Raw genomic sequence first — 21,448 nt, 5'->3', positions numbered from 1 at the left:
CCATGACGCTTCAACAATCCCGCCGCCTGCAAAGCGTACTGCTCGGCACCCTGGCCTGGGCCATCGCGATCCTGATTTTCTTCCCGATCTTCTGGATGGTGTTGACCAGCTTCAAGACCGAAATCGACGCGTTCGCCACGCCGCCGCAGTTCATCTTCACGCCGACGCTGGAGAACTACCTGCACATCAACGAGCGCAGCAACTACTTCAGCTACGCCTGGAACTCGGTGCTGATTTCCTTCAGCGCCACCGCCCTGTGCCTGCTGATCTCGGTACCGGCCGCCTACTCCATGGCGTTCTACGAGACCAAGCGCACCAAGGGCACGCTGCTGTGGATGCTCTCCACCAAGATGTTGCCGCCGGTGGGCGTACTGATGCCGATCTACCTGCTGGCCAAGAGCTTCGGCCTGCTGGATACGCGCATTGCGCTGATCATCATCTACACCCTGATCAACCTGCCGATCGTGGTCTGGATGGTTTACACCTACTTTAAGGACATCCCCAAGGACATCCTCGAAGCCGCCCGCCTGGACGGCGCCACCCTGTGGCAGGAAATGGTCCGGGTGCTGCTGCCGATCGCCAAGGGCGGCCTGGCTTCCACGGTGTTGCTGTCGCTGATCCTGTGCTGGAACGAGGCGTTCTGGTCGCTGAACCTGACCTCGTCCAATGCCGCGCCGCTCACCGCGTTGATCGCCTCCTACTCCAGCCCCGAAGGTTTGTTCTGGGCCAAATTGTCTGCCGTGTCGACCCTGGCCTGTGCGCCGATCCTGATCTTTGGCTGGATCAGCCAGAAACAGCTGGTCCGCGGTTTGTCCTTCGGCGCCGTGAAGTAACGGCTCCTTCAAAAATATTTAGAAGCGGAGGCCCATCATGGCCAACCTGAAAATCAAGAATCTGCAAAAAGGCTTCGAAGGCTTCTCCATCATCAAGGGCATCGACCTTGAGGTGAACGACAAGGAATTCGTGGTGTTCGTCGGCCCGTCGGGCTGCGGCAAATCCACCCTGCTGCGCTTGATTGCCGGCCTTGAAGAAGTCACCGAAGGCACCATCGAGCTGGATGGCCGCGACATCACCGAGGTCACCCCGGCCAAGCGCGACCTGGCAATGGTGTTCCAGACCTACGCCCTGTACCCGCACATGAGCGTGCGCAAGAACATGTCGTTTGCCCTGGACCTGGCCGGCGTCGACAAGAAGATTGTCGAGAGCAAGGTCAACGAAGCAGCACGTATCCTGGAGCTGGGCCCTTTGCTTGAGCGCAAGCCAAAGCAGTTGTCCGGCGGCCAGCGCCAGCGTGTCGCCATTGGCCGTGCGATTGTGCGTAACCCGAAGATCTTCCTGTTCGACGAACCCCTGTCCAACCTCGATGCCGCCCTGCGGGTGCAGATGCGCCTGGAGCTGTCGCGCCTGCATAAAGAGCTGCAAGCCACGATGATCTACGTGACCCACGACCAGGTCGAAGCCATGACCCTGGCCGACAAGGTTGTCGTACTCAACAGCGGCCGCGTGGAACAGGTGGGCTCGCCGCTGGAGCTGTATCACCAGCCGGCCAACCTGTTTGTCGCAGGCTTTTTGGGCACGCCGAAAATGGGTTTCCTCAAGGGCAAGGTCACTCGCGTTGACCCACAGAGCTGCGAAGTCGAACTGGACGCCGGCGGCCGCATCAGCCTGCCCCTCTGCAGCGCGACCTTGAGCGTCGGCAGCGCCGTGACCCTGGGCATTCGCCCGGAGCACCTGGAAATCGCCGCGCCGGGGCAAGCCACCCTGACCGTCACCGCCGACGTCGGCGAGCGCCTCGGCAGCGACACCTTCTGCCATGTGATTACCGCCAGCAAGGAGCCGTTGACCCTGCGGATCCGTGGCGACATGGCCAGCCAATATGGCGAGACCCTGCAGCTGTACCTGGACCCGACCCAATGCCATCTGTTCGACGCTGAGGGTGTTGCCGTGGCCCGCCCACTGCGCGCCGCCGCCTGATTTCGCGAGAATTTCCCGATGAAACTGAACAAGCAAAACCTCACGCAACTGGCGCCCGAAGTGCAACTGCCGGCCTATGCGATTGCCAATACCAGCCAGGGCATCGCGCACATCGGCGTTGGCGGGTTCCACCGCGCCCACCAGGCGTATTACACCGATGCTCTGATGAATACCGGCGTCGGCCTGGACTGGAGCATTTGCGGCGTGGGCCTGCGGGCTGAAGACCGCAAGGCCCGGGACGACCTGGCCGGCCAGGACTACCTGTTCACCCTGTATGAACTGGGCGACACCGACGACACCGAAGTGCGCGTGATCGGCTCCATCAGCGACATGCTGCTGGCCGAAGACGGCGCCCAGGCGTTGATCGACAAGCTGGCCAGCCCGCAGATTCGCATCGTCTCGCTGACCATCACCGAAGGCGGCTACTGCATCGACGACAGCAACGGCGAGTTCATGGCCCACCTGCCGCAGATCCAGCATGACCTGGCCAACCCGGGCTCGCCGAAAACCGTGTTCGGGTTTATCTGCGCGGCGTTGACCCAGCGCCGGGCCGCCGGGGTGCCGGCATTTACCGTGATGTCCTGCGATAACCTGCCCCACAACGGCGCCGTGACTCGCAAGGCGTTGCTGGCCTTCGCCGCGCTGCATGACGCTGACCTGCACGAGTGGATCAAGGCCAACGTGAGCTTTCCGAATGCGATGGTCGACCGCATCACGCCAATGACCAGCACCGCGCACCGCCTGCAACTGCATGACGATCACGGCATCGACGACGCCTGGCCGGTGGTCTGCGAGCCGTTTGTGCAATGGGTGCTGGAAGACAAGTTCGTCAACGGCCGCCCGGCGTGGGAGACGGTGGGCGTGCAGTTCACCGACGACGTGACACCGTATGAAGAGATGAAGATCGGCCTGCTCAACGGCAGCCACCTGGCATTGACGTACCTGGGCTTCCTGAAGGGCTATCGCTTCGTCCACGAGACCATGAACGACCCGTTGTTCGTGGCCTACATGCGCGCCTACATGGACCTGGACGTCACGCCCAACCTGGCGCCGGTTCCGGGTATCGACCTGACCGAATACAAGCAGACCCTGGTGGACCGCTTTTCCAACCAGGCGATTGCCGACCAGCTGGAGCGCGTGTGTTCCGATGGTTCGTCGAAGTTTCCCAAGTTCACCGTACCGACCATCAACCGCCTGATTGCCGATGGTCGCGAGACCGAGCGTGCTGCGCTGGTGGTGGCGGCCTGGGCGTTGTACTTGAAAGGCGTGGATGAGAATGGGGTGATCTACCGCATTCCAGACCCTCGCGCCGAGTTTTGCCAGGGGCTGGTGACGGAAGTTGCGTTGATCAGCAAGCGGCTGCTGGGGGTGGAAGAGATTTTTGGTACGGCTATTCCCAACTCGCCCGAGTTTGTGGCAGCGTTTGAGCGGTGTTTCGAGAGCCTGCAGGATGTGGGTGTGAGCAAAACGCTGGAGCGGCTGCTCGCCAATCTCAACTGACGGAACCGAATCAAAAATGTGGGAGCGGGCTTGCTCGCGAAAGCGGTGGATCAGTCAATATTTGCATAACTGACACACCCTATTCGCGAGCAAGCCCGCTCCCACATTGACCGAGTTCTCCATAACAATATGCTGAGCGACCTACCATGACCCAGCAAAACCTCTACCTCGGCATCGACTGCGGCACCCAGGGCACCAAGGCCATTGTCCTCGACGCCAGCAGCGGCAAAGTCCTGGGCCTGGGCGCCGCCAGCCACACGCTGATCAGCGGTGCCAATGGCCGCCGCGAACAGCACACCCAGGAGTGGCTGGACGCGTTTACCGAAGCCACTCACCGCGCCTTGCAACAGGCCGGGGTTGACGGCCAGGACATCCTCGCCATCGGCGTTTCCGGCCAGCAACACGGCCTGGTGTTGCTGGATGACCAAGGCCAGGTGTTGCGCCCCGCCAAGCTGTGGTGCGACACCGAAACCGCGCCGGAAAATGATCGCCTGCTGCAACACCTGGGCGGTGAAAGCGGCTCCCTGGAACGCCTCGGCGTGGCCATCGCGCCGGGCTACACCGTGTCCAAGCTGCTGTGGACCCGCGAACAGCACCCGGAGGTGTTCGCACGCATCGCGCATATCCTGCTGCCCCACGACTACCTCAACTACTGGCTCACCGGCCGCGCCTGCGCCGAATACGGCGATGCCTCCGGCACCGGCTATTTCAACGTGCGCACCCGTGAATGGGACCTGGCACTGTTGCGCCACATCGATCCCGACGGGCGCCTGGAAGCTGCGCTGCCCGAATTGATCGAGGCTAACCAGCCAGTGGGCACCATCCTGCCAGCCATCGCCGAGCGCCTGGGCATCAACCCGAACGCCCGGGTGTCCAGCGGCGGCGGCGACAACATGATGGGCGCCATCGGCACCGGCAATATCGCCCCCGGCGTGATCACCATGAGCCTGGGCTCATCCGGTACCGTGTACGCCTTTGCCGATCAGGCCAATGTCAGCCCGCAGGCGTCGGTGGCGACTTTCTGTTCATCCAGCGGCGGCTGGCTGCCGTTGATCTGCACCATGAACCTGACCAACGCCACCGGGGTCATCCGCGAGCTGTTCGACCTGGATCTGGTGGCGTTCAACGGGTTGGTGGCCCAGGCACCGATCGGCGCCGACGGCGTGAGCATGCTGCCGTTCCTCAATGGCGAGCGGGTGCCCGCCCTGCCCCACGCCACCGGCAGCCTGCACGGCCTGACCATGACCAATCTGACCCGCGCCAACCTGTGCCGCGCCGTGGTCGAAGGCACTACCTTCGGCTTGCGCTATGGCCTGGACCTGCTGCGCCAGACCGGCCTGCAAAGCCAGAGCATCCGCCTGATCGGCGGCGGCTCGAAAAGCCCGGTGTGGCGGCAGATGGTCGCGGATATCATGAACACCGAAGTGGTCTGCACCGAACAAAGCGAAGCCGCAGCCCTGGGTGCGGCAATCCAGGCCGCGTGGTGCCAGTCCGGTGAAAGCCTGGCGCAGTTGTGCCAGCGCTGCGTGAGCGTCGACGCAGCCAGCCGCACACTGCCGGATGCCGGCAGCGTCAGCGCCTACCAGCAGGCTTATGAGCGTTATCAACAGCACGTGGCATCCCTTTAAGAGCGAACGAATATGTATTTGGTATGTGGCGAAGCGCTGTTTGATTTTTTCAGCGAGGACGATGCCAGCGGCAAGGCATCCAGGGTCAATTACAAGGCGATTGCCGGCGGCTCGCCGTTCAACGTCGCGGTAGGCTTGCGTCGACTGGGAATCGACGCGGGCTTTTTCGCCGGGATCTCCGACGACTACCTGGGCCGACGCCTGTTGCAGGTGCTCAAGGACGAAGGCGTGGGCGAGGATTACCTCGTGGAATTCTCAGCGCCCACCACCCTGGCAATGGTCGCCGTGGGCGCCAATGGCTCACCGCAATACAGCTTTCGCGGTGAAGGCTGCGCTGACCGCCAGTTGCAACTTGAGCATCTACCGGCGTTGGGCGACGAAGTGCGTGGCGTACACATCGGCTCGTTCTCACTGGTGGTGCAGCCGATTGCCGACACGTTGCTGGCCCTGGTACGCCGGGAAAGCGGCAAGCGCCTGATCAGCCTCGACCCCAACGTACGCCTGAACCCGGAGCCGAACATCGAGCTGTGGCGCGCCCGCGTGGCCGAGCTGGTCAAGCATGCCGACCTGATCAAGGTCAGTGACGAAGACCTGCACCTGCTCTACCCCGGCCAAACACCGGAAAGCGTCCTGCAGGGCTGGTTGCAGCACCGTTGCCAACTGGTGTTCCTGACCCGCGGCGGCGACGGCGCGACGGTGTTCAGCCGCCAGCACGGTAGCTGGTCGGCCCCGGCGGTCAAGGTGGTCATGGCGGACACGGTTGGGGCTGGCGATACCTTCCAGGCCGCGTTGATTGCCTGGCTGACCGAGCAGCAACTGGACTCGGTGGAGGGCCTGCAACAGCTGACCCGGGAGCAGATCAGCAGCATGCTCACCTTCGCTATCCGCGCCGCGGCACTCACCTGCAGCAAGACCGGTCCGGACCTGCCCTATCGTCGTCAGTTGGACTGATAAATACGCGGCAAAAAATCAATATGCCACTATGTAAGCCACGTATCACGTGGCTTACAGCCCTGCGGTTATCTGTCCGAAAATCCTGCATTGTGTAAAAAACTGTACTAGACCCAAGAAACATGTGCAGTTTTTATAACAAAAACAGGGCAGGATCCATGCGCAATAAACGGACTTTTCAGCCTCGCGCCGTGTTGGCTGTCGGCATCCTCTCACTGCATTACCTGGCCCCCCAACAAGCCCTGGCGGCTTGCGTGCTCACCCCGGGTCCTGGCAACGATGCCTACACCTGCGACAGCGGGAGCAGTCCGACTGGGCTTACGGACCTTGCCGGCAATAACACCCTGACTCTGCCCGCAGGCGGCACGGGCACCATCAACGGCAATATCACTTTCGGCGCCGGCACTGATTTTGTCGACATCAATTCCGGGCGCATTGTCGGGAGTATCACCCAGGGCGACGGTGCCGATCGCTTCCAGATCAGCGCCGGCACCGTGACCGGTGCGGTTTCCCAGGGCAACGGCATCGATGATTTCGTGATGAGCGGCGGGCAGATCCAGTCCCTGGCCCAGGGCGATGGCCGCGACACGTTCCTGATGACCGGCGGCACCATCGTCGGCGCTTTCGAGGATGGCGACGTGGCCCGGCAAACCGCAGGCACCATCGGGCGGGTCGACATGAAGCTCGACAACAACATCTACGACATGTCCGGCGGGTCGATCCTCGGCAACCTGGTGACCGGTTTCGGCACGGATACCATCATCGTCTCCGGCGGCGGCATCGGCGGCAATATCAGCACCAGTGGCGGCAACGACAGCATTACCGTCAGTGGCGGCGTGATCAACGGCGAGATCCGCGCCAGTGTCGGCAACGACACACTCAACTGGCTCAATGGCGGCCAGATCAAGTCCGCGGTGCTGATGGGCGATGGCGACGACACTGCGCTGCTCAGCGGCCTCGACGAAAACCTGCTCGGCACTACGCCTTCGATTGACGGCGGCCTGGGCAACGACCAACTGACCTTCGACAACACCACTTCCAGCACCGCCGCCCGCTATATCGGCTGGGAAACGGTCAACCTCAACAACAACGCGCGTTTCGACCTGGCCGGCGACTTTTTCCTCGGCGACAGTGCCAGCAATACCGGCACCTTCAACATCGATGGCAGCAGCACCCTGGGCGTGACGCAAGGCAGTATCCGCCCCTACACCGCAGGCGCACTGGCCACCCTGAATAATGCCGGCACCATCGACATGACCAGCCGCAGCAACAGCGCCACCGATACGTTGACGGTGTACGGCAACTACGTCGGCAACAATGGGCAGCTCTGGTTGCAAACCGTGCTGGGCGACGAGAACTCGGCCACCGACAAATTGATTGTGTCTGACGGGACCATCAGCGGGCACACACAAATGACCGTGAGCAATCTCGGCGGCCTGGGCGGTCTCACGCAAAACAGCGGGATCGAAGTGGTGCAAGCCCTCAACGGCGCCACCAGCAGCACCGATGCGTTTGCCCTGAAAGGCTCGGTATCCGCCGGAGCTTATGAGTATCTGCTGTTCAAAGGGGGTGCCACCGCCGGCACGGAAAATAACTGGTACTTGCGTTCGTCGGTGGTCGCCGTGCAGCCACCGGTGGTGCCACCTGTCCCGCCGACGCCACCGGTGGTGGTGCCCGTGCCGCCGATTCCGCCAGTGCCGCCCGTGGTCGCGCCGGATGAACCGCCCGTGGAGCCACCGACCGCGCAACCCGTCGCCCCGGTCGAGCCCCCTGCTCCACCGCCCAGCCAGGTCGCGGCTGCCACCTCGCCGGAGTCGGCAGCGAGCAACCCGGTGTTGCCTGCCGCCATCGCCGGGGCCGAGCCGATTCCGTTGTATCGCCTGGAGGTGCCGGTGTACTCGTTGGTCGTCCCGGCCGCGCAGTTGATGACCCTGCAAGCCCTGGGCACCTTCCACGACCGCCAGGGCGAACAAAGCCTGCTCAGCGAGACCGGACCGGTTCCGGCGGGCTGGGGCCGTGCCTATGGCAGTGACTTCAACAAGAGCTGGTCGGGTACGGTATCGCCGAGCTTCGACGGTTCCATCAAGGGCTATCAAGTGGGCCATGACCTCTACGCCTCCGAGACCAGCGGCGGACAGCTCCAGCGTTTCGGCCTGTTCATCGGCCAAAGCCGCCTGCAAGGTGACATCAAGGGCTTTTCAATGGGCTTCCAGGACAACCGCTCCGGGCGGGTCAAGCTGGATGGCGATAACTTCGGCGCCTACTGGACCCTCACCGATCCCAAGGGCTGGTACGTTGACCTGGTGGCCATGGGCACGCGCTTCGACGGTGACAGCAAGTCCGACCGTGACGTGAAGATCGACAACAAGGGCCACGCCCTGGCCCTCTCGGCGGAAGCCGGCTACCCGATTACCGTCTCCGAACACTGGGTGGTGGAACCCCAGGTGCAGGTGATCAACCAGCAGATTGACATGGACCACCAGAATGACGGCATCTCCAAGGTTTCATTCGATTCCCAGGACTACTGGACCGGCCGCCTCGGCGCACGCCTGAAGGGGCGTTACCTGGTGCAGAACACCCCGATCGAACCGTATGTGCGAGCCAACGCCTGGCGCACCTTCGGTGGCAGTGACACGGTGACCTACGACGACGTGGACCGGATTAAAACCGATCACAAGTCATCCACTGCCGACCTCGGTGTGGGCGTTGTCGCCAAGTTGTCGTCCACCGTCAGCGTGTACCTGGCGGCGGACTACAACACCCAACTGGACAGCAACACGCTGGAGGGTTTCAGCGGTAACGCCGGGGTACGCATGAGCTGGTAGGCTCACGCCTCCCGGGGGCAGGTAACCGCGCGGGCAACGATGGCGCCCACCACCGCACCCGCTATCGGTGCCGCCCAGAATAGCCACAACTGCATCAGGTATTCACCGCCGGCAAACAATGCCGGCCCGGTGCTGCGCGCCGGGTTGACCGAGGTGTTGGTGACGGGGATGGCCACCAGGTGAATCAGCGTCAGGGTCAGGCCAATGGCAATCGGCGCAAACCCGACCGCCGCACCCGGGCCGGTGACACGCATGATGATGAACACAAAAAAGAACGTCGCCACCGCCTCTACCACCAACGCGGCCAGCAGGCTGTACTGCCCGGGGCTCAACTGGCCATAGCCGTTGGCGGCGAAAGCACCCACTTCAAACCCCGGGCGGCCACTGGCGATCAGCGCCAACACGGCGGCGGCGACAATCGCACCGGCCACCTGGGCAATGATGTACGGCACCACGTCCCCCCCCGGCATCCGGCGCCCCACCCACAAACCGATGGTCACCGCCGGGTTGAAGTGCGCACCGGAAATACTGCCCACCGCGTAGGCCATGGTCAGCACCGTCAAGCCAAAGGCCAGGGCGACACCGGCAAAGCCGATCCCAAGCTCCGGAAACGCCGCGGCCAGTATCGCGCTGCCGCACCCGCCGAAGGTCAACCAGAACGTCCCAAGAAATTCTGCTGCGATTTTCTTTTGCAAACCAACTCCACCCAATGCCAACGCCATCCGATTGATGGACCCGGCGGCGACGGTAGCAAGCGGGGTTAACCGGCTCGTATCAGACTTTTCCGGTTAAAGCGCGCGAGATATCGACGGTGCTGAAGATGAAGCTTTTGTCAGTAAAGCCTCACTTAATCGATGGTTAATCCCCCGGGACGACAGTTGAATCGACCGCACTCGCACGGCTCCAGCCGTTGCCCAGGGCGGCCGCGGCTCATCACGTTGTTGAGCCTGCGAACGACTTGCGGAGAAACACCATGAAACTGCGTACGTTAATGCTCGGCGCTGCACTGGCCCTGACGGCTGTAACGGGGATGGCGCAGGCTGACACCGCACCCGTCATCACGCCTTACCACTACGGCGAGAAGATGGATGTGCAGAAGGTACTTGCCATGCACGAACCCGACACCAATGTCTGCAAAGTGATCAATGCCGATATCAAGTTCGTGGACAGCCAAGGGAAAGTCCAGGACGTGGGTTATCGCAAAATGTCCGAGGCGTGTGATTTCCAGAACTGATGTGATTGCAGCGCCGTTGCAGGGGTGAGCGAGCTCGCTCCTGCGGTCGCCAGGCGTTACCCTTGCCGGCCGCTTCACGGCCGAAAGGATCACGGAAACGGCGTTGGGCCTGGCATTTATCCAGGCCCGCAAGTCTTCACTGACTGAAGCTCAACCGTCCGTTTAATAGAAAGGACGCGCGCCGGCTCGTTTGAGGGCCGGGGCCTGGGTGTGGGTATGCTTGAGGTCTTCACGCAACTCGGTAATCAAGTTGCAGATCGCCCGACTGCTGTCGAGCTTGTTGGCGCAAATGCCGGTGACCACCAGGTCGACCCGGTCATGATCGATCTCGTGATAGACCTTGACCGTCAGCGAGGCGTCCGACGCCTTGGTGACTTCACAGCGCTTGGGCAGAAAACTTCCTTCAATGATGCCGCGTAGTTCCAGATCCGAAAGCATGGCCGACCTCTCCTTTTATGAGATTGCCAATCGATTGTTATCAATATTCTTATTGCTGGCGACCGTGATGAGACGTTCACCTTTTTGCGCCTTGCCAACCCTGGCAGACGGCTTCACGTACCCAGCCTACTAGGCCGTTCAGAGTTGCGTTGGATCCTTTCCTCATAAGCGACAACGTTACTTATATAAGTTACGTGGCAGACCGCCATTAACCCGTTCGTTTGGGGGATCAGCAGCGGTATTTGTTGCTCATTCAGAGTTGTAACAGGATCTTATGAAGCATTAAACATGCCGCCGGGCATGGTCTGCCAAGGCCCAGGAAAATCGGCATATTCGAACGAAATACCGGCCACCGACTCATGCATCCTGCAATAAGCACCGGTTGGCGTCATGCAAATTGAAAGACTGTAAAAACAAGCGCCTTCCCGAAACTATTTTCAGCGGAAATAAACACCATTCAAACGGGTGGCTGCGACTAACATTAAATTTTCATTAGATTAAACGTTTAATCTGCTTGAGCCGTCACTCGTTCGGCAACATGTCGCAAACTATCAAAGTTAATATTGGCCCCCGAGTTGATCGCCACCCATGTTTGTCCCTGGATCCCGGTCTTCGCGACATGCTTGCGGATACCCGCCACCGCCAGCGCCCCCGAAGGTTCGGTAATTGATCGCGTATCGTCGTAGATCAGCTTGATGGCGCTGCACAGTTCGTCATTGCTGACGGTGATCACCTCATCCACGTGGTGTCGGCAGATTTCAAAACCATGGGCGCCTATCTGGGCCACGGCAGTCCCGTCGGCGAAGCTGTCGACACTTGGCAGCACCACCCGGCTCCCTGCGCGCAAGGCTGCCAGCAGGCAACTGGAGCCTTCGGGCTCGACGCCGACGATGCGCACTTCGGGGCGCAGGTATTTGACGTAGGCCGCGATACCGGCGATCAATCCGCCGCCGCCCACGGGGACAAAGATCGCGTCCAGCGGGCCCTGCTGTTGGCGCAGCACTTCCATGCCCACGGTGCCCTGCCCGGCAATCACGTCCGGGTCGTCGAATGGCGAGACAAAGGTGCTGCCGGTGGCCTCGGCCAGTTGCAACGCGTGGGCCAGGGCAAATGGAAAGCTCGCCCCGTGCAACACTGCCTCGCCGCCTCGGGAGCGCACGCCCAACACCTTCAGCTCCGGGGTGGTGCACGGCATGACAATCGTCGCCTTGATCCCCAACTCCCGCGCCGCCAATGCCACGCCCTGGGCATGATTACCCGCAGAAGCAGTGATCACGCCTCGCGCCTTTTGCTCGGCACTGAGCTGCATCAGTTTGTTGTAGGCGCCTCGAATCTTGAAGGAAAAGGTCGGTTGCAGGTCTTCGCGCTTGAGCAGGATCTGATTGCCCAGCAATGCCGACAGCGCCGGCGCCACCTGCAACGGCGTACGCACCGCCAGGTCGTAGACCGGGGCGGCCAGGATCTTCTTCACGTAGTGCTCAAGCAATCCCGAATCCTGGGGCTGGCTCGCGGGGCGGGTACTCATGGATGTCTCCTGGGTGTTTGCAGGGCCCTGGAGACGGAAAAACAAAACCCGCCTCTAGGGCGGGTTTGGGTACAGCCGAGCGCTATCCCGCCAAATGAGGAATGGCGGTAATAATGCTTGGCTGGCAACGAAAGGTTTGAAATGTCATGAATCAAAATTAACCGGCGCCACCGGGCAAGTCAATGGCGAAACGCCAGGCTTTACGTAGAGCATACGAAACGTATACGCTTTGTATATCAACTCTGCACAGTGAAGCTCATGGGCATCGTCAAGATCACCGACCAATTGCACGAACAACTCCGTCTGGCCAGCGCCACCATGGACCGTTCCATCAACGCCCAGGCCGAGTTCTGGATCAAGATCGGCCTGCTCGCCGAACTCAATCCCCACCTGGCCTATAACGATCTGATCAACAAACTGTTGCTGGACAAGCCCGACCTGATCCGGGGGCGCAGCGAATGATCAAGACCACCGAGCAACTTGCCGTGATGCGCGAATCCGGCCGTCTGTTGGCCCAGGTGTTTACCATGCTCGACGGTTTTGTCGCCGCCGGCCAGTCGACCCTGGAGATCGACAGCGCGGTGGAAGCCTTCATCCGCAATGACCTGCAATCACGACCGGCGAGCCTGGGCCAGTACGACTACCCCTTCTGCATCAATACCTCGATCAACGAGGTGGTGTGCCATGGCATGCCCAGCGCCAAGGCCGTGCTCAAGGACGGCGACATCGTCAACATCGACATCACCCTGGAGAAAGGCGGCTATATCGCCGACTCCAGCAAGATGTACATGATCGGCAATGTCTCGCCCAAGGCCCGGCGCCTGGTGGAAATGACCTTTGAAGCGATGTGGGCCGGCATCCGCCAGGTCAAGCCCGGCGCACGCCTGGGGGATATCGGCTACGCCATCCAGAACCATGCCCAGAGCAACGGCTACAGCGTGGTGCGTGAATATTGCGGGCATGGCATTGGCCGCGAGATGCACGAGGACCCGCAGATCCTGCACTTCGGCCGCCCCGGTACCGGGCTCGAACTGCGTGAAGGCATGGTGTTTACCATTGAGCCGATGCTCAACCAGGGCAGCGCCAAGGTGCGCAGCTTGAAGGATGGCTGGACGGTGGTGACGCGGGACAACAGCTTGTCGGCGCAGTGGGAACATACCGTGGCGGTGACGCGGGATGGGTTTGAGGTGTTGACGTTGCAGCCGGACGTCTGAATGGCGCACATCCCCTGTGGGAGCGGGCTTGCTCGCGAAAGCGGTGTGACAGTCGCCATCTACAGTGACTGATCCACCGCTTTCGCGAGCAAGCCCGCTCCCACATTTAGACCTCAGTGATATTCAGGATTTTAGTCATACTGCCTTGTCGCCACTCCCCGCAATCCGCTTCAACCCCAGCACCATCAACCCCGCCCCGAGTCCCATCGCGGCCATGAACAACGGGTACGAAATCCACCACGGCGTGCCCGCCGTCATCATGCTGAACTCCGACATCCCGCCCACGCTGGCGATCAGGTTCAACGGCAGGAACACCACGTTGATCAGCGTCAGCTTGCGCAGCAGGTTGTTCATGCTGTTGTTCATCAGGTTGCCCCGGGCGTCGATCAGCCCGGAAAACACGTTGGAGTAAATCTCCGCCTGCTTGTAGCACTGGTTGTTCTCGATAATCAGGTCATCGATCAGGCCCAGTGTTTCAGCGCTGAAATGTTCCTTTTCCCCATGGTTGCGCAGGCGCGTCAGCACCGCGCCGTTGCTGTGCAGGGCGTTGATGTAATAGATCAGGCTTTCGCTGAGGTTGAACATCTGCATCAGGTGGCGATTGCTCATCGATGCATTGAACTGCTGCTGCAGTTCCCGGGCGACCATCTTGATCACCTTGAGGTGGCCCAGGTAGTGATGGATGTTGTTGAGCAGCAAGTCCAGCAACACATCCAGCGGCGTGCGCAATGGCCGGCGCGCACCCAGCCCGGAGAGCTGGCTGTCGTCGGTGGCGATCACCAGGAGTTGGTCCCCGGAAAACAACAGGCCGCAGGACGATACTTCAAACACCAGGTTGCCGCCGCCGGAATAGTTCTCCGGGCGCTTCCAGATCAGGAACAGGTTATCGGGGTGGAACTCGATGCGCGACACTTCGTCCGGGTCCAGCGCCGAAGCCAGGGCGTGTTCATCGAGCTTGTAGCAGTCGCGCAGGTACTTGCGCTCGTGGGGGTCAGGATTGCTGAACAGCAAGACATCCCCGCCGTCCCCCAGGCTGTTGTACAACTTGCCATCGGTTAATTCAAAGCGCTGGATCATCGCGCGTCACCACACCTGGCCTTGACGCTTCAACTCCAGGCGTCGCACGAACTCTTCCAGTACCAGGGAATACAAGTCGTCTTGCAGGTAGGCATCTTCGATGCCGGCGTCCATGTTGGGGTTGTCGTTGACCTCGATCACCACCACCTTGTCGCCGGACTGCTTGAGGTCTACGCCGTACAGGCCGTCGCCGATCAGGTTGGCGGTTTTTACCGCCAGTTCCACCACCGCCTTGGGGGCTTCGTGAACCGCCAGGGTGCGGCACTCGCCGTTGATGTCCTGGCCGATGGCCTTGTGGTTGTAGATCTGCCAATGCCCCTTGGACATGAAGTACTGGCAGGCAAAGATCGGTTTGCGGTTGAGGACGCCGATGCGCCAGTCGTACTCGGTGTAGAAAAATTCCTGGGCCAGCAGCAACACGGAATGCTCGAACAGTTCGGCGGTGGCGGTCAGCAGCGCTTGCTGGCTTTCGACCTTGATCACGCCGCGGGAGAAACACCCGTCGGGGATCTTCAGCACCAGCGGGAAGCCGAGGCGCTCACCCACCCGTTCGAAATCTTCGGGTCGCTCCTTGTAGAGAATTTCGGTGGCGGGCATGCCCAGTTGATGGCTTTTCAGCAGGTCCGTGAGGTAGACCTTGTTGGTACAGCGCAGGATCGAGGCCGGGTCGTCCATCACCACCAGCCCTTCGCTTTCGGCCTTTTTCGCGAAGCGGTAGGTGTGGTTGTCGACGCTGGTGGTCTCGCGGATCAGCAGGGCGTCGTATTCGGCCAGGCGGGCGTAGTCCTTGCGTTCGATCAGTTCCACGTCGATGCCGAGCCCCTTGCCGACCCGGACGAAATTTTCCAGGGCGCGGGCGTTGGACGGCGGCAGTTGTTCCTGCGGGTCGTGCAGGATCGCCAGGTCATAGCGGGCCAGACGGCGGGAGCGCGGTTGACGCCAGATCTTGCGGCTGAAGTTGTCCAGGGCATTCGCGAATTGGTCTTCCTGGTCATCACGCAACTTGTGCAATACGCCAAACTTGATGCCTTCGATGTGCCAGCCGTTATTCTTGCGAAACTCAACTAACAGGATCGGGCAGGGAAACGCTTCAAACAATTGGCGGGCCAGATCCTGCAAGGGTTCAATATTGGTCCGGCCAAAGTAAAGTGTCAGGGTAAAGCCTTCGGTGTTGCTGTAGAGATGATGACTCAAGGCTTTATCGAGGGTTTTATCCAGGTCATCCAGGGCCAGGCCGTACAGGGACTTTTTCGTCAGTTCGCTGATGGTGCGCACCGACGGAATCACCTTGTGCCCCCGCGCCTCGGCCAGCAGCGAGCAGTAGTAGCCGTGCCCCAGGTACTTGTAGCTGCGGCACAGGTTGATCACCTGCACGCGCTTGCCCGTCTCGTTTTCCCGGGTTTGCTCAAGGTATTCCTGGGCGGTGACGATGTCTTCGCTGGGGAAGTACGAGGCCCAGTCTTCCTTGCGCTCGACAATGATTACGACTTGACTTGCACTCTTGGGAGGGCTGGAAAAATAACCGTTGGAAGTTATTGTCGCCGCCACTGTTTGCTCGGATACTTCACGCCAATGACCTTGTACCGCTGACATATTGATTGATCCGCTTTAGAGAACTAGACCTTTTCTATTAAGCACGATCTTTTAGAGAAGTCCCGTTTCGTTACGCAACTTTTACGGCGGTCACATGGCTCTTTCCTTTCGCGTTGCAACACCCGATGACGTGCCTGCATTGGTGGCATTGGAACAGCACTGTTTCACCACGGACCGGCTCTCCACCCGCAGCTTCCAGTGGATGGTCAGTCGCGCCCACGGGCAACTGCTGGTGGCAGAAAAACACGGCGAATTGCTGGGCTACGCCCTGGTGCTGTTCCACCGGGGCACCTCCCTGGCGCGCCTGTACTCCATCGCCATCGCCGAGTCTTCCCGGGGCCTGGGCCTGGGCAAACAACTGCTGACGCGCATCGAAGCCTGTGCGGTGGAGCATGACTGCGCCTACCTGCGCCTGGAAGTGCGTACCGACAACCCCGGCGCCATCGCCCTGTATGAGCGCAACGGCTACCGGCGCTTTGCCCTGGTCAACGACTACTACGAAGACCACGCCCCGGCCCTGCGCCTGGAGAAACGCATCCTCCAGCACCAGGACGCGCGCGCCTTGAGCGTGCCCTATTACCAGCAAACCACCGACTTCACCTGCGGCGCCGCCAGCCTGCTGATGGCCATGGGTGCCCTGGAACCTGCGCGGGTGGCCCAGCGCCGGGAAGAACTGCAGATCTGGCGCGAGGCAACCACCGTGTTCATGACCGCCGGCCATGGCGGCTGCAGCCCCCAGGGTTTGGCGCTGGCCGCCTGGCGCCGGGGCTTTCGCGTGCGCATGCAGGTCAATGTCAGCGGGCCGTTGTTTCTCGACGGGGTGCGTGATCAGCATAAAAAAGACGTCATGCGTTTGGTGCATGACGCCTTCGAGGAAGAGTTGGCCTTGAGCGACGTTGAGCAAGTGCTCGGCGGCCCGCTGGATTTACCCCAGGTGCTGCGCGAAGGCGGCCAGCCGCTGGTGTTGATCAGCAGCTACCGCCTGACCCGCTCCAAGTCGCCCCACTGGGTAATCGTCACCGACTGCGACGAAGACTTCGTGTACCTGCACGACCCGGACGTCGACCACAGCCAGCACCGCCAGCCCATGGACTGCCAGCATCTGCCGGTCAGCCATGGGGAGTTCGAGCGAATGTGCCGGTTCGGCAATAACAAATTGCGGGCAGCGGTGGTGGTGTTCAGGCGACTTGCTTGATCCCGGCCTTGGCTTCCAGTTCGCGCACCAGCGGTAATACACGCTTGCCGAAGTATTCCACTTCTTCCTGAAAGTGCAGGAAGCCGGCCAGTACCAGGTCCACGCCGACCGCCTTCAAGGCGACGATGCGCTCCGCAATCTGCTGCGGGGTGCCGATCAGATTGGTCTTGAAGCCGTCGTTGTATTGCACCAGATCCTCGAAGGTCGACTTGGCCCAGTTGCCCTCACCTTCCGGTGACGCCTTGCCCGCCTGTTTCGCCGCATCGCCAAACGCGTTGACGGCTTCCGGGTCGGCCTGCTCGATGATTTGCGCGAGCACGGCGCGGGCTTCTTCCTCGGTGTCGCGAGCGATCACAAACGCATTCACACCGACTTTCACCGAATGGTTATTGGCCGCCGCCTTGGCGCGAATGTCATCGACCTGGGCCTTGATGCCTTCCGGGGTATTGCCGTTGGTGAAGTACCAGTCCGACACCCGTGCCGCCATGTCCCGCGCGGCCCGCGAACTGCCACCCTGGAAGATTTCCGGGTGGGGCTCGCCCAGTGGCTTGGGCTTGAGGCTGTAGTTGTCGAAGCGGTAGAAATCACCCCGGAAGGTGAAGTTGTCCTGGGTCCAGATGCCTTTCAGGGCGCGGATGAATTCCTCGGAGCGGCGATAACGCTCGTCGTGCTCCAGCCAGTGTTCGCCGATGGCCTGGAATTCACCCTTGAACCAGCCGCTGACGATATTGACGGCAACGCGGCCGTTGGTGAGTTGGTCGATGGTTGCCAGTTGCTTGGCCGCCAGCGCAGGTTGCCAGGGGCCCGGCAGGATTGCCGCGATCACCTTGAGCTTGGTGGTGGCCGCCAGCAACGCGTGGCTGAACGCGACCGACTCATGCTGGTATTCGGCGCCATAACCGGCGGTGAAACGAATCTGTGTCAGGGCGTATTCAAAGCCGGCTTCTTCAGCCAACTGCGCCAGCTTGCGGTTGTAGTCGATGCCCCAGTGGGTGCGCTGTTCGATCTTGCTGACCACCAGCCCCCCGCTGACGTTGGGCACCCAGTAGGCAAATTTGACGGTTTGCTGACTCATTGGACTGTACCTCGCGGATTGGCATGTACGAGGTGTGGAGCAGCAACTGTGCCAGTGGGCGTGAGAGGCCCGCACTACCGGCCTTCGAGCGCGGAAACAGGCGAAAAGCAGCCTGTTCCGAGCTGTCATGGATTGCAGCGGTTTGTCGTTTTGCTGTTGCAGGAACAACAGTTGAATCGGCACCCGTCCCGTAAATACGTGCCTTCGCGCCCGGCATGGACCGTGCAATAGCTCACCTATCTCACTGCCCAGGAACCGTCCCCATGACCGAACATCACGTGATCAATCCACTGTCCACCGGCGTCGATTATCACGCCCTGGCCGAACGCTTCCGGCCGATTTTCCAGCGCATCGCCGAGGGTGCCCTAGAGCGCGAACAAACCCGCGCCCTGCCCTACGAGCCGATCCAATGGCTCAAGCAAGCCGGCTTTGGCGCCGTGCGCGTCCCGGTGGAATACGGCGGTGGCGGCGCCTCCCTGCCCCAGCTATTCGAACTGCTGATCGAACTGGCCGAAGCCGACTCCAACGTGCCCCAGGCCCTGCGCGGGCACTTCGCGTTTGCCGAAGACCGCCTGAATGCCGCCCCCGGCGCGGCGCGAGACCTCTGGTTCAAACGCTTTGTCGACGGTGACATCGTGGGCTGCGCCTGGACCGAAATCGGCAGCGTGGCCATCGGCGATGTCGTCACTAAAGTCAGCCCCGACGGCGACAAATGGAAACTCAACGGTGAAAAGTTCTACAGCACCGGCAGCCTGTTTTCCGACTGGATCGACGTCTATGCCCAACGCAGCGACACCGGCGGCGATGTGATTGCCGCCACCCGCACCCGCCAGCCCGGCGTGGCGCAAAGCGATGACTGGGACGGCTTTGGCCAACGCACCACCGGCAGCGGCACCTCGCGTTTTACCGATGCGGTGGTGGAGGCGGAAAACGTCATCGACTTTGCCACGCGCTTCAAATATCAGACTGCGTTCTATCAGTTGGTGCTGCTCGCCACCCTCGCCGGCATCGGCCGCGCGGCCCTCAAGGATGTGGCGCATCAGGTGCGCAGCCGCAAACGGATCTACAGCCATGGCAATGCCGCCCATGTGAGCCAGGACTCGCAGATTCAGCAGGTGGTGGGTGAAGTTGCAGCGCTGGTGTATGCGGCCGAAGCCAGCGCATTGAAAGCCGCAGTTCCAGCGCAGCGGTCTTATGTGGCGCGGTTCGGTGGGGACGATGCCGTGGAGCGCGAAGCCAATGTGGCCGCCGAAATCGAATCAGCCACGGCGCAGGTGGTGGTCTCGGAACTGATCCAGCGCGCCACCACTGAACTGTTCAACGCACTGGGGGCTTCGGATGTGCGCCAGGGCAAAGCCCTCGACCGGCACTGGCGCAACGCCCGCACCGTGTCGTCCCACAACCCGGTGATCTACAAGGCGCGGATTGTCGGCGACTGGGTGATCAACCGCACCGAGCCGCCGTTCGTGTGGCAGATCGGCAATGGGCCGGCGCGTTAAAACGCCAGCTTGAAGCCGATCATCACCAGCATGAACGCCAGGCAAGGACGCAATATCCCGTCCGGGACCTTGCCGGCCATGTGGCTGCCGACATAAATCCCCGGCAGCGAGCCCAGCAACAGGAAGCCCAGCAGGGTCCAGTCCATGTTGCCCATGCTGGCGTGGCCGAGGCCGGCGACCAGGGTCAGCGGCACGGCGTGGGCGATTTCGGTACCCACCAGGCGCTTGGTGGCCAGGAACGGGTACAGGATAAACAGCGCCACCGTGCCCAGGGCACCGGCGCCGATGGAGGTCAGGGCCACCATGGTGCCGAGGACAGCGCCGGTGATGATGGTCAGCGCATTGAGGTTGCGCGGCGCCATCTTGTAGTCGTCGCCGGCATGCCGCTGGGCAAAGGCCAACAGCTTGTTCTTGAACAGGATCGCCGTGGCCGTCAGCAGCAAGACCACGCCCAGGGACTGCTTGATCACCGCGTTCAAGGCGGCGGGATCGGTGTCCAGGCTCTTGAGAAACCACAAGGTCAGCAACACGGCGGGCACGCTGCCCAGGGTCAGCCAGCCGGTGATGGTCCAGTCGATGTTGCGATTCTTGCTGTGAACCAGCACCCCGCCGGACTTGGTGATGGCGGCGTACAACAGGTCGGTGCCCACGGCGGTGGCCGGGTTGATGCCGAACCAGAGCAGGATCGGCGTCATCAACGAGCCCCCGCCTACACCGGTCATTCCCACGATAAATCCAACAATCAGGCCAGCAATCGAGAAACCAAAATTACCTACATCCATTACCACTACCTGCGGCCTTATAAAATTCTGGCCGCAGCATAGCGATTTTTCTTATAACTACTTATATCAAAACGATCTGACTTTATGCCTTTCTGGTCAGCCGCTGGCTGCGATAAGCCTGGGTCTGGTACGGAAACGCAACCGTCTCACGGCCGCGCAAGGCCGGATGCGTGTTGATCAGCGACTGCAACTGCTCAGTGACCTGCGCCTTTTCTGCCGGTGGCAATGCGGCGATAAAGCTCACGGAAAGGAAGCGGTCCATGATCACTTCCTGGGGGCTGCCGACATGGCTGTAGGGGAAGCAGGTCATTTCGGGGGCGGAAAAATACTCGCCGGTAAAGGCCTCGCGCCAACGTCCGGTATGAAAGCGCGGTGTGTCGCCCTCGTAGGGCGTGATGATTTCGGTGATGGCCGCGACCCAGTCCACCGACTCATCCCGCACATTCCAGATCAACCCCAGGCGACCGTCCGGCTTGAGCACCCGGTGAATTTCCGCCAGGGCCGCTTCCGTGGAAAACCAATGGAACGCCTGGGCACACACCAGGGCATCAGCGGTGGCCGCCTCCAGGGGGATGGCTTCAGCGGTGCCCGACAGCAGGCGCACCTGGGGCAGCAGTTTGTGCAACTGCGCCCCCATTGCCTCCACCGGCTCCACTGCGATCAACGTCGGCGCCACGGTGCTGAGCAAGCGGGTGAACTTGCCGGTGCCGGCGCCCAGGTCGATGACCGTGGAGTGGGGATTGATCTGCAGGGCGTCGGTGAGCCAACCCGTGAGTTGCCGTGGATAGTCCGGCCGGCCTTGGGCGTACGTGACGGCCTGAGTAGAGAAACCCTGTTGAGCAGACTTGTGAACACCGGTCATCGTCAATCTCTCCTCTGGTAGTGCGGGGGCCCACAGTGTGCGCCCTTGAAGATTTATTTTCTAATCGCTGCATCCG

At 61.3% G+C, this 21,448-nt stretch carries 19 protein-coding genes; 11 read left to right on the top strand and 8 right to left on the bottom strand.

From position 1 onward, the window contains the following. Positions 1–2 precede the first annotated feature (2 nt). The 6 genes from HX817_RS30010 to HX817_RS29985 all read left to right on the top strand — a co-directional run bounded on the left by HX817_RS30010 (position 3) and on the right by HX817_RS29985 (position 8,878). Positions 3–833: a carbohydrate ABC transporter permease gene (locus HX817_RS30010; RefSeq protein ID WP_003215312.1), complete on the top strand. Its 831-nt coding sequence runs from the start codon at positions 3–5 to the stop codon at positions 831–833. A gap of 37 nt (positions 834–870) precedes the next feature. Next, positions 871–1,974, top strand: a complete 1,104-nt coding sequence (locus HX817_RS30005) for an ABC transporter ATP-binding protein (protein WP_177042242.1) — start codon at positions 871–873, stop codon at positions 1,972–1,974. A gap of 18 nt (positions 1,975–1,992) precedes the next feature. Further along, entirely contained in the window at positions 1,993–3,474 is a 1,482-nt protein-coding gene (locus HX817_RS30000; protein ID WP_177042240.1) for a mannitol dehydrogenase family protein, read from the top strand. Positions 3,475–3,620: 146 nt separating this feature from the next. Beyond that, positions 3,621–5,102 carry a xylulokinase gene (gene xylB / locus HX817_RS29995; protein WP_134326704.1) on the top strand — a complete coding sequence of 494 codons (1,482 nt, stop codon included), beginning with the start codon at positions 3,621–3,623 and terminating at the stop codon, positions 5,100–5,102. A gap of 12 nt (positions 5,103–5,114) precedes the next feature. Continuing rightward, the gene (locus HX817_RS29990) at positions 5,115–6,053 is read left to right on the top strand and encodes a carbohydrate kinase (RefSeq protein WP_177019829.1); all 939 of its coding nucleotides are present in this window, start codon (positions 5,115–5,117) and stop codon (positions 6,051–6,053) included. 158 nt (positions 6,054–6,211) lie between these two features. Next, positions 6,212–8,878 (top strand): autotransporter outer membrane beta-barrel domain-containing protein, encoded by a 2,667-nt coding sequence (locus HX817_RS29985; protein ID WP_177042238.1) that lies wholly within the window; start codon positions 6,212–6,214, stop codon positions 8,876–8,878. 2 nt (positions 8,879–8,880) lie between these two features. Here HX817_RS29985 and aqpZ read toward each other — a convergent pair whose 3' ends face one another. Next, positions 8,881–9,573, bottom strand: a complete 693-nt coding sequence (gene aqpZ, locus HX817_RS29980; protein WP_177042236.1) for an aquaporin Z — start codon at positions 9,571–9,573, stop codon at positions 8,881–8,883. 278 nt (positions 9,574–9,851) lie between these two features. Between aqpZ and HX817_RS29975 the strand changes: the two genes are divergently transcribed. Beyond that, the gene (locus HX817_RS29975) at positions 9,852–10,112 is read left to right on the top strand and encodes a DUF2790 domain-containing protein (protein WP_003215297.1); all 261 of its coding nucleotides are present in this window, start codon (positions 9,852–9,854) and stop codon (positions 10,110–10,112) included. A 162-nt stretch (positions 10,113–10,274) separates the two neighbouring features. Here HX817_RS29975 and HX817_RS29970 read toward each other — a convergent pair whose 3' ends face one another. Both HX817_RS29970 and ilvA read right to left on the bottom strand, forming a co-directional pair. Next, on the bottom strand, positions 10,275–10,550 hold the full coding sequence (locus tag HX817_RS29970; protein ID WP_003215295.1) for a DUF1652 domain-containing protein: 276 nt from the start codon (positions 10,548–10,550) through the stop codon (positions 10,275–10,277). A 505-nt stretch (positions 10,551–11,055) separates the two neighbouring features. Beyond that, the gene (ilvA, locus tag HX817_RS29965; RefSeq protein ID WP_177042235.1) at positions 11,056–12,075 is read right to left on the bottom strand and encodes a threonine ammonia-lyase, biosynthetic; all 1,020 of its coding nucleotides are present in this window, start codon (positions 12,073–12,075) and stop codon (positions 11,056–11,058) included. Positions 12,076–12,333: 258 nt separating this feature from the next. Between ilvA and HX817_RS29960 the strand changes: the two genes are divergently transcribed. Both HX817_RS29960 and map read left to right on the top strand, forming a co-directional pair. Further along, positions 12,334–12,537: a ParD-like family protein gene (locus tag HX817_RS29960; RefSeq protein WP_003215288.1), complete on the top strand. Its 204-nt coding sequence runs from the start codon at positions 12,334–12,336 to the stop codon at positions 12,535–12,537. Continuing rightward, positions 12,534–13,289 (top strand): type I methionyl aminopeptidase, encoded by a 756-nt coding sequence (gene map / locus HX817_RS29955; protein WP_177042233.1) that lies wholly within the window; start codon positions 12,534–12,536, stop codon positions 13,287–13,289. The genes HX817_RS29960 and map overlap by 4 nt, the downstream gene beginning before the upstream one ends. A 135-nt stretch (positions 13,290–13,424) precedes the next feature. On the opposite strand, the gene HX817_RS29950 is transcribed toward map, so the two are convergent. Continuing rightward, positions 13,425–14,366: a magnesium transporter CorA family protein gene (locus HX817_RS29950; RefSeq protein WP_008430799.1), complete on the bottom strand. Its 942-nt coding sequence runs from the start codon at positions 14,364–14,366 to the stop codon at positions 13,425–13,427. A 6-nt stretch (positions 14,367–14,372) separates the two neighbouring features. Next, positions 14,373–15,959, bottom strand: coding sequence for a RimK family protein (locus HX817_RS29945; RefSeq protein WP_218182656.1), 1,587 nt, complete (start codon positions 15,957–15,959; stop codon positions 14,373–14,375). 94 nt (positions 15,960–16,053) lie between these two features. Between HX817_RS29945 and HX817_RS29940 the strand changes: the two genes are divergently transcribed. Further along, positions 16,054–17,154, top strand: coding sequence for a GNAT family N-acetyltransferase/peptidase C39 family protein (locus HX817_RS29940; RefSeq protein WP_003215276.1), 1,101 nt, complete (start codon positions 16,054–16,056; stop codon positions 17,152–17,154). Here HX817_RS29940 and sfnG read toward each other — a convergent pair. Then, positions 17,138–18,229, bottom strand: a complete 1,092-nt coding sequence (gene sfnG / locus HX817_RS29935; protein ID WP_177042231.1) for a dimethylsulfone monooxygenase SfnG — start codon at positions 18,227–18,229, stop codon at positions 17,138–17,140. The two genes, HX817_RS29940 and sfnG, sit on opposite strands and share 17 nt — an antisense overlap. A 263-nt stretch (positions 18,230–18,492) precedes the next feature. On the opposite strand from sfnG, the gene HX817_RS29930 reads away from it, so the two are divergent. Further along, the gene (locus HX817_RS29930) at positions 18,493–19,728 is read left to right on the top strand and encodes an acyl-CoA dehydrogenase family protein (RefSeq protein WP_177042230.1); all 1,236 of its coding nucleotides are present in this window, start codon (positions 18,493–18,495) and stop codon (positions 19,726–19,728) included. On the opposite strand, the gene HX817_RS29925 is transcribed toward HX817_RS29930, so the two are convergent. Both HX817_RS29925 and HX817_RS29920 read right to left on the bottom strand, forming a co-directional pair. Beyond that, complete coding sequence (locus HX817_RS29925; protein WP_008430805.1) at positions 19,725–20,510, bottom strand: sulfite exporter TauE/SafE family protein; 786 nt, start codon at positions 20,508–20,510, stop codon at positions 19,725–19,727. The genes HX817_RS29930 and HX817_RS29925 overlap by 4 nt on opposite strands. A gap of 82 nt (positions 20,511–20,592) precedes the next feature. Further along, positions 20,593–21,372, bottom strand: a complete 780-nt coding sequence (locus HX817_RS29920) for a class I SAM-dependent methyltransferase (RefSeq protein ID WP_087692698.1) — start codon at positions 21,370–21,372, stop codon at positions 20,593–20,595. Positions 21,373–21,448 lie beyond the last annotated feature (76 nt).

It is taken from the genome of Pseudomonas sp. C6002, from assembly GCF_013385805.1.
Classification (GTDB): domain Bacteria; phylum Pseudomonadota; class Gammaproteobacteria; order Pseudomonadales; family Pseudomonadaceae; genus Aquipseudomonas.
This window is presented reverse-complemented; position numbering and strand designations above follow the sequence as displayed.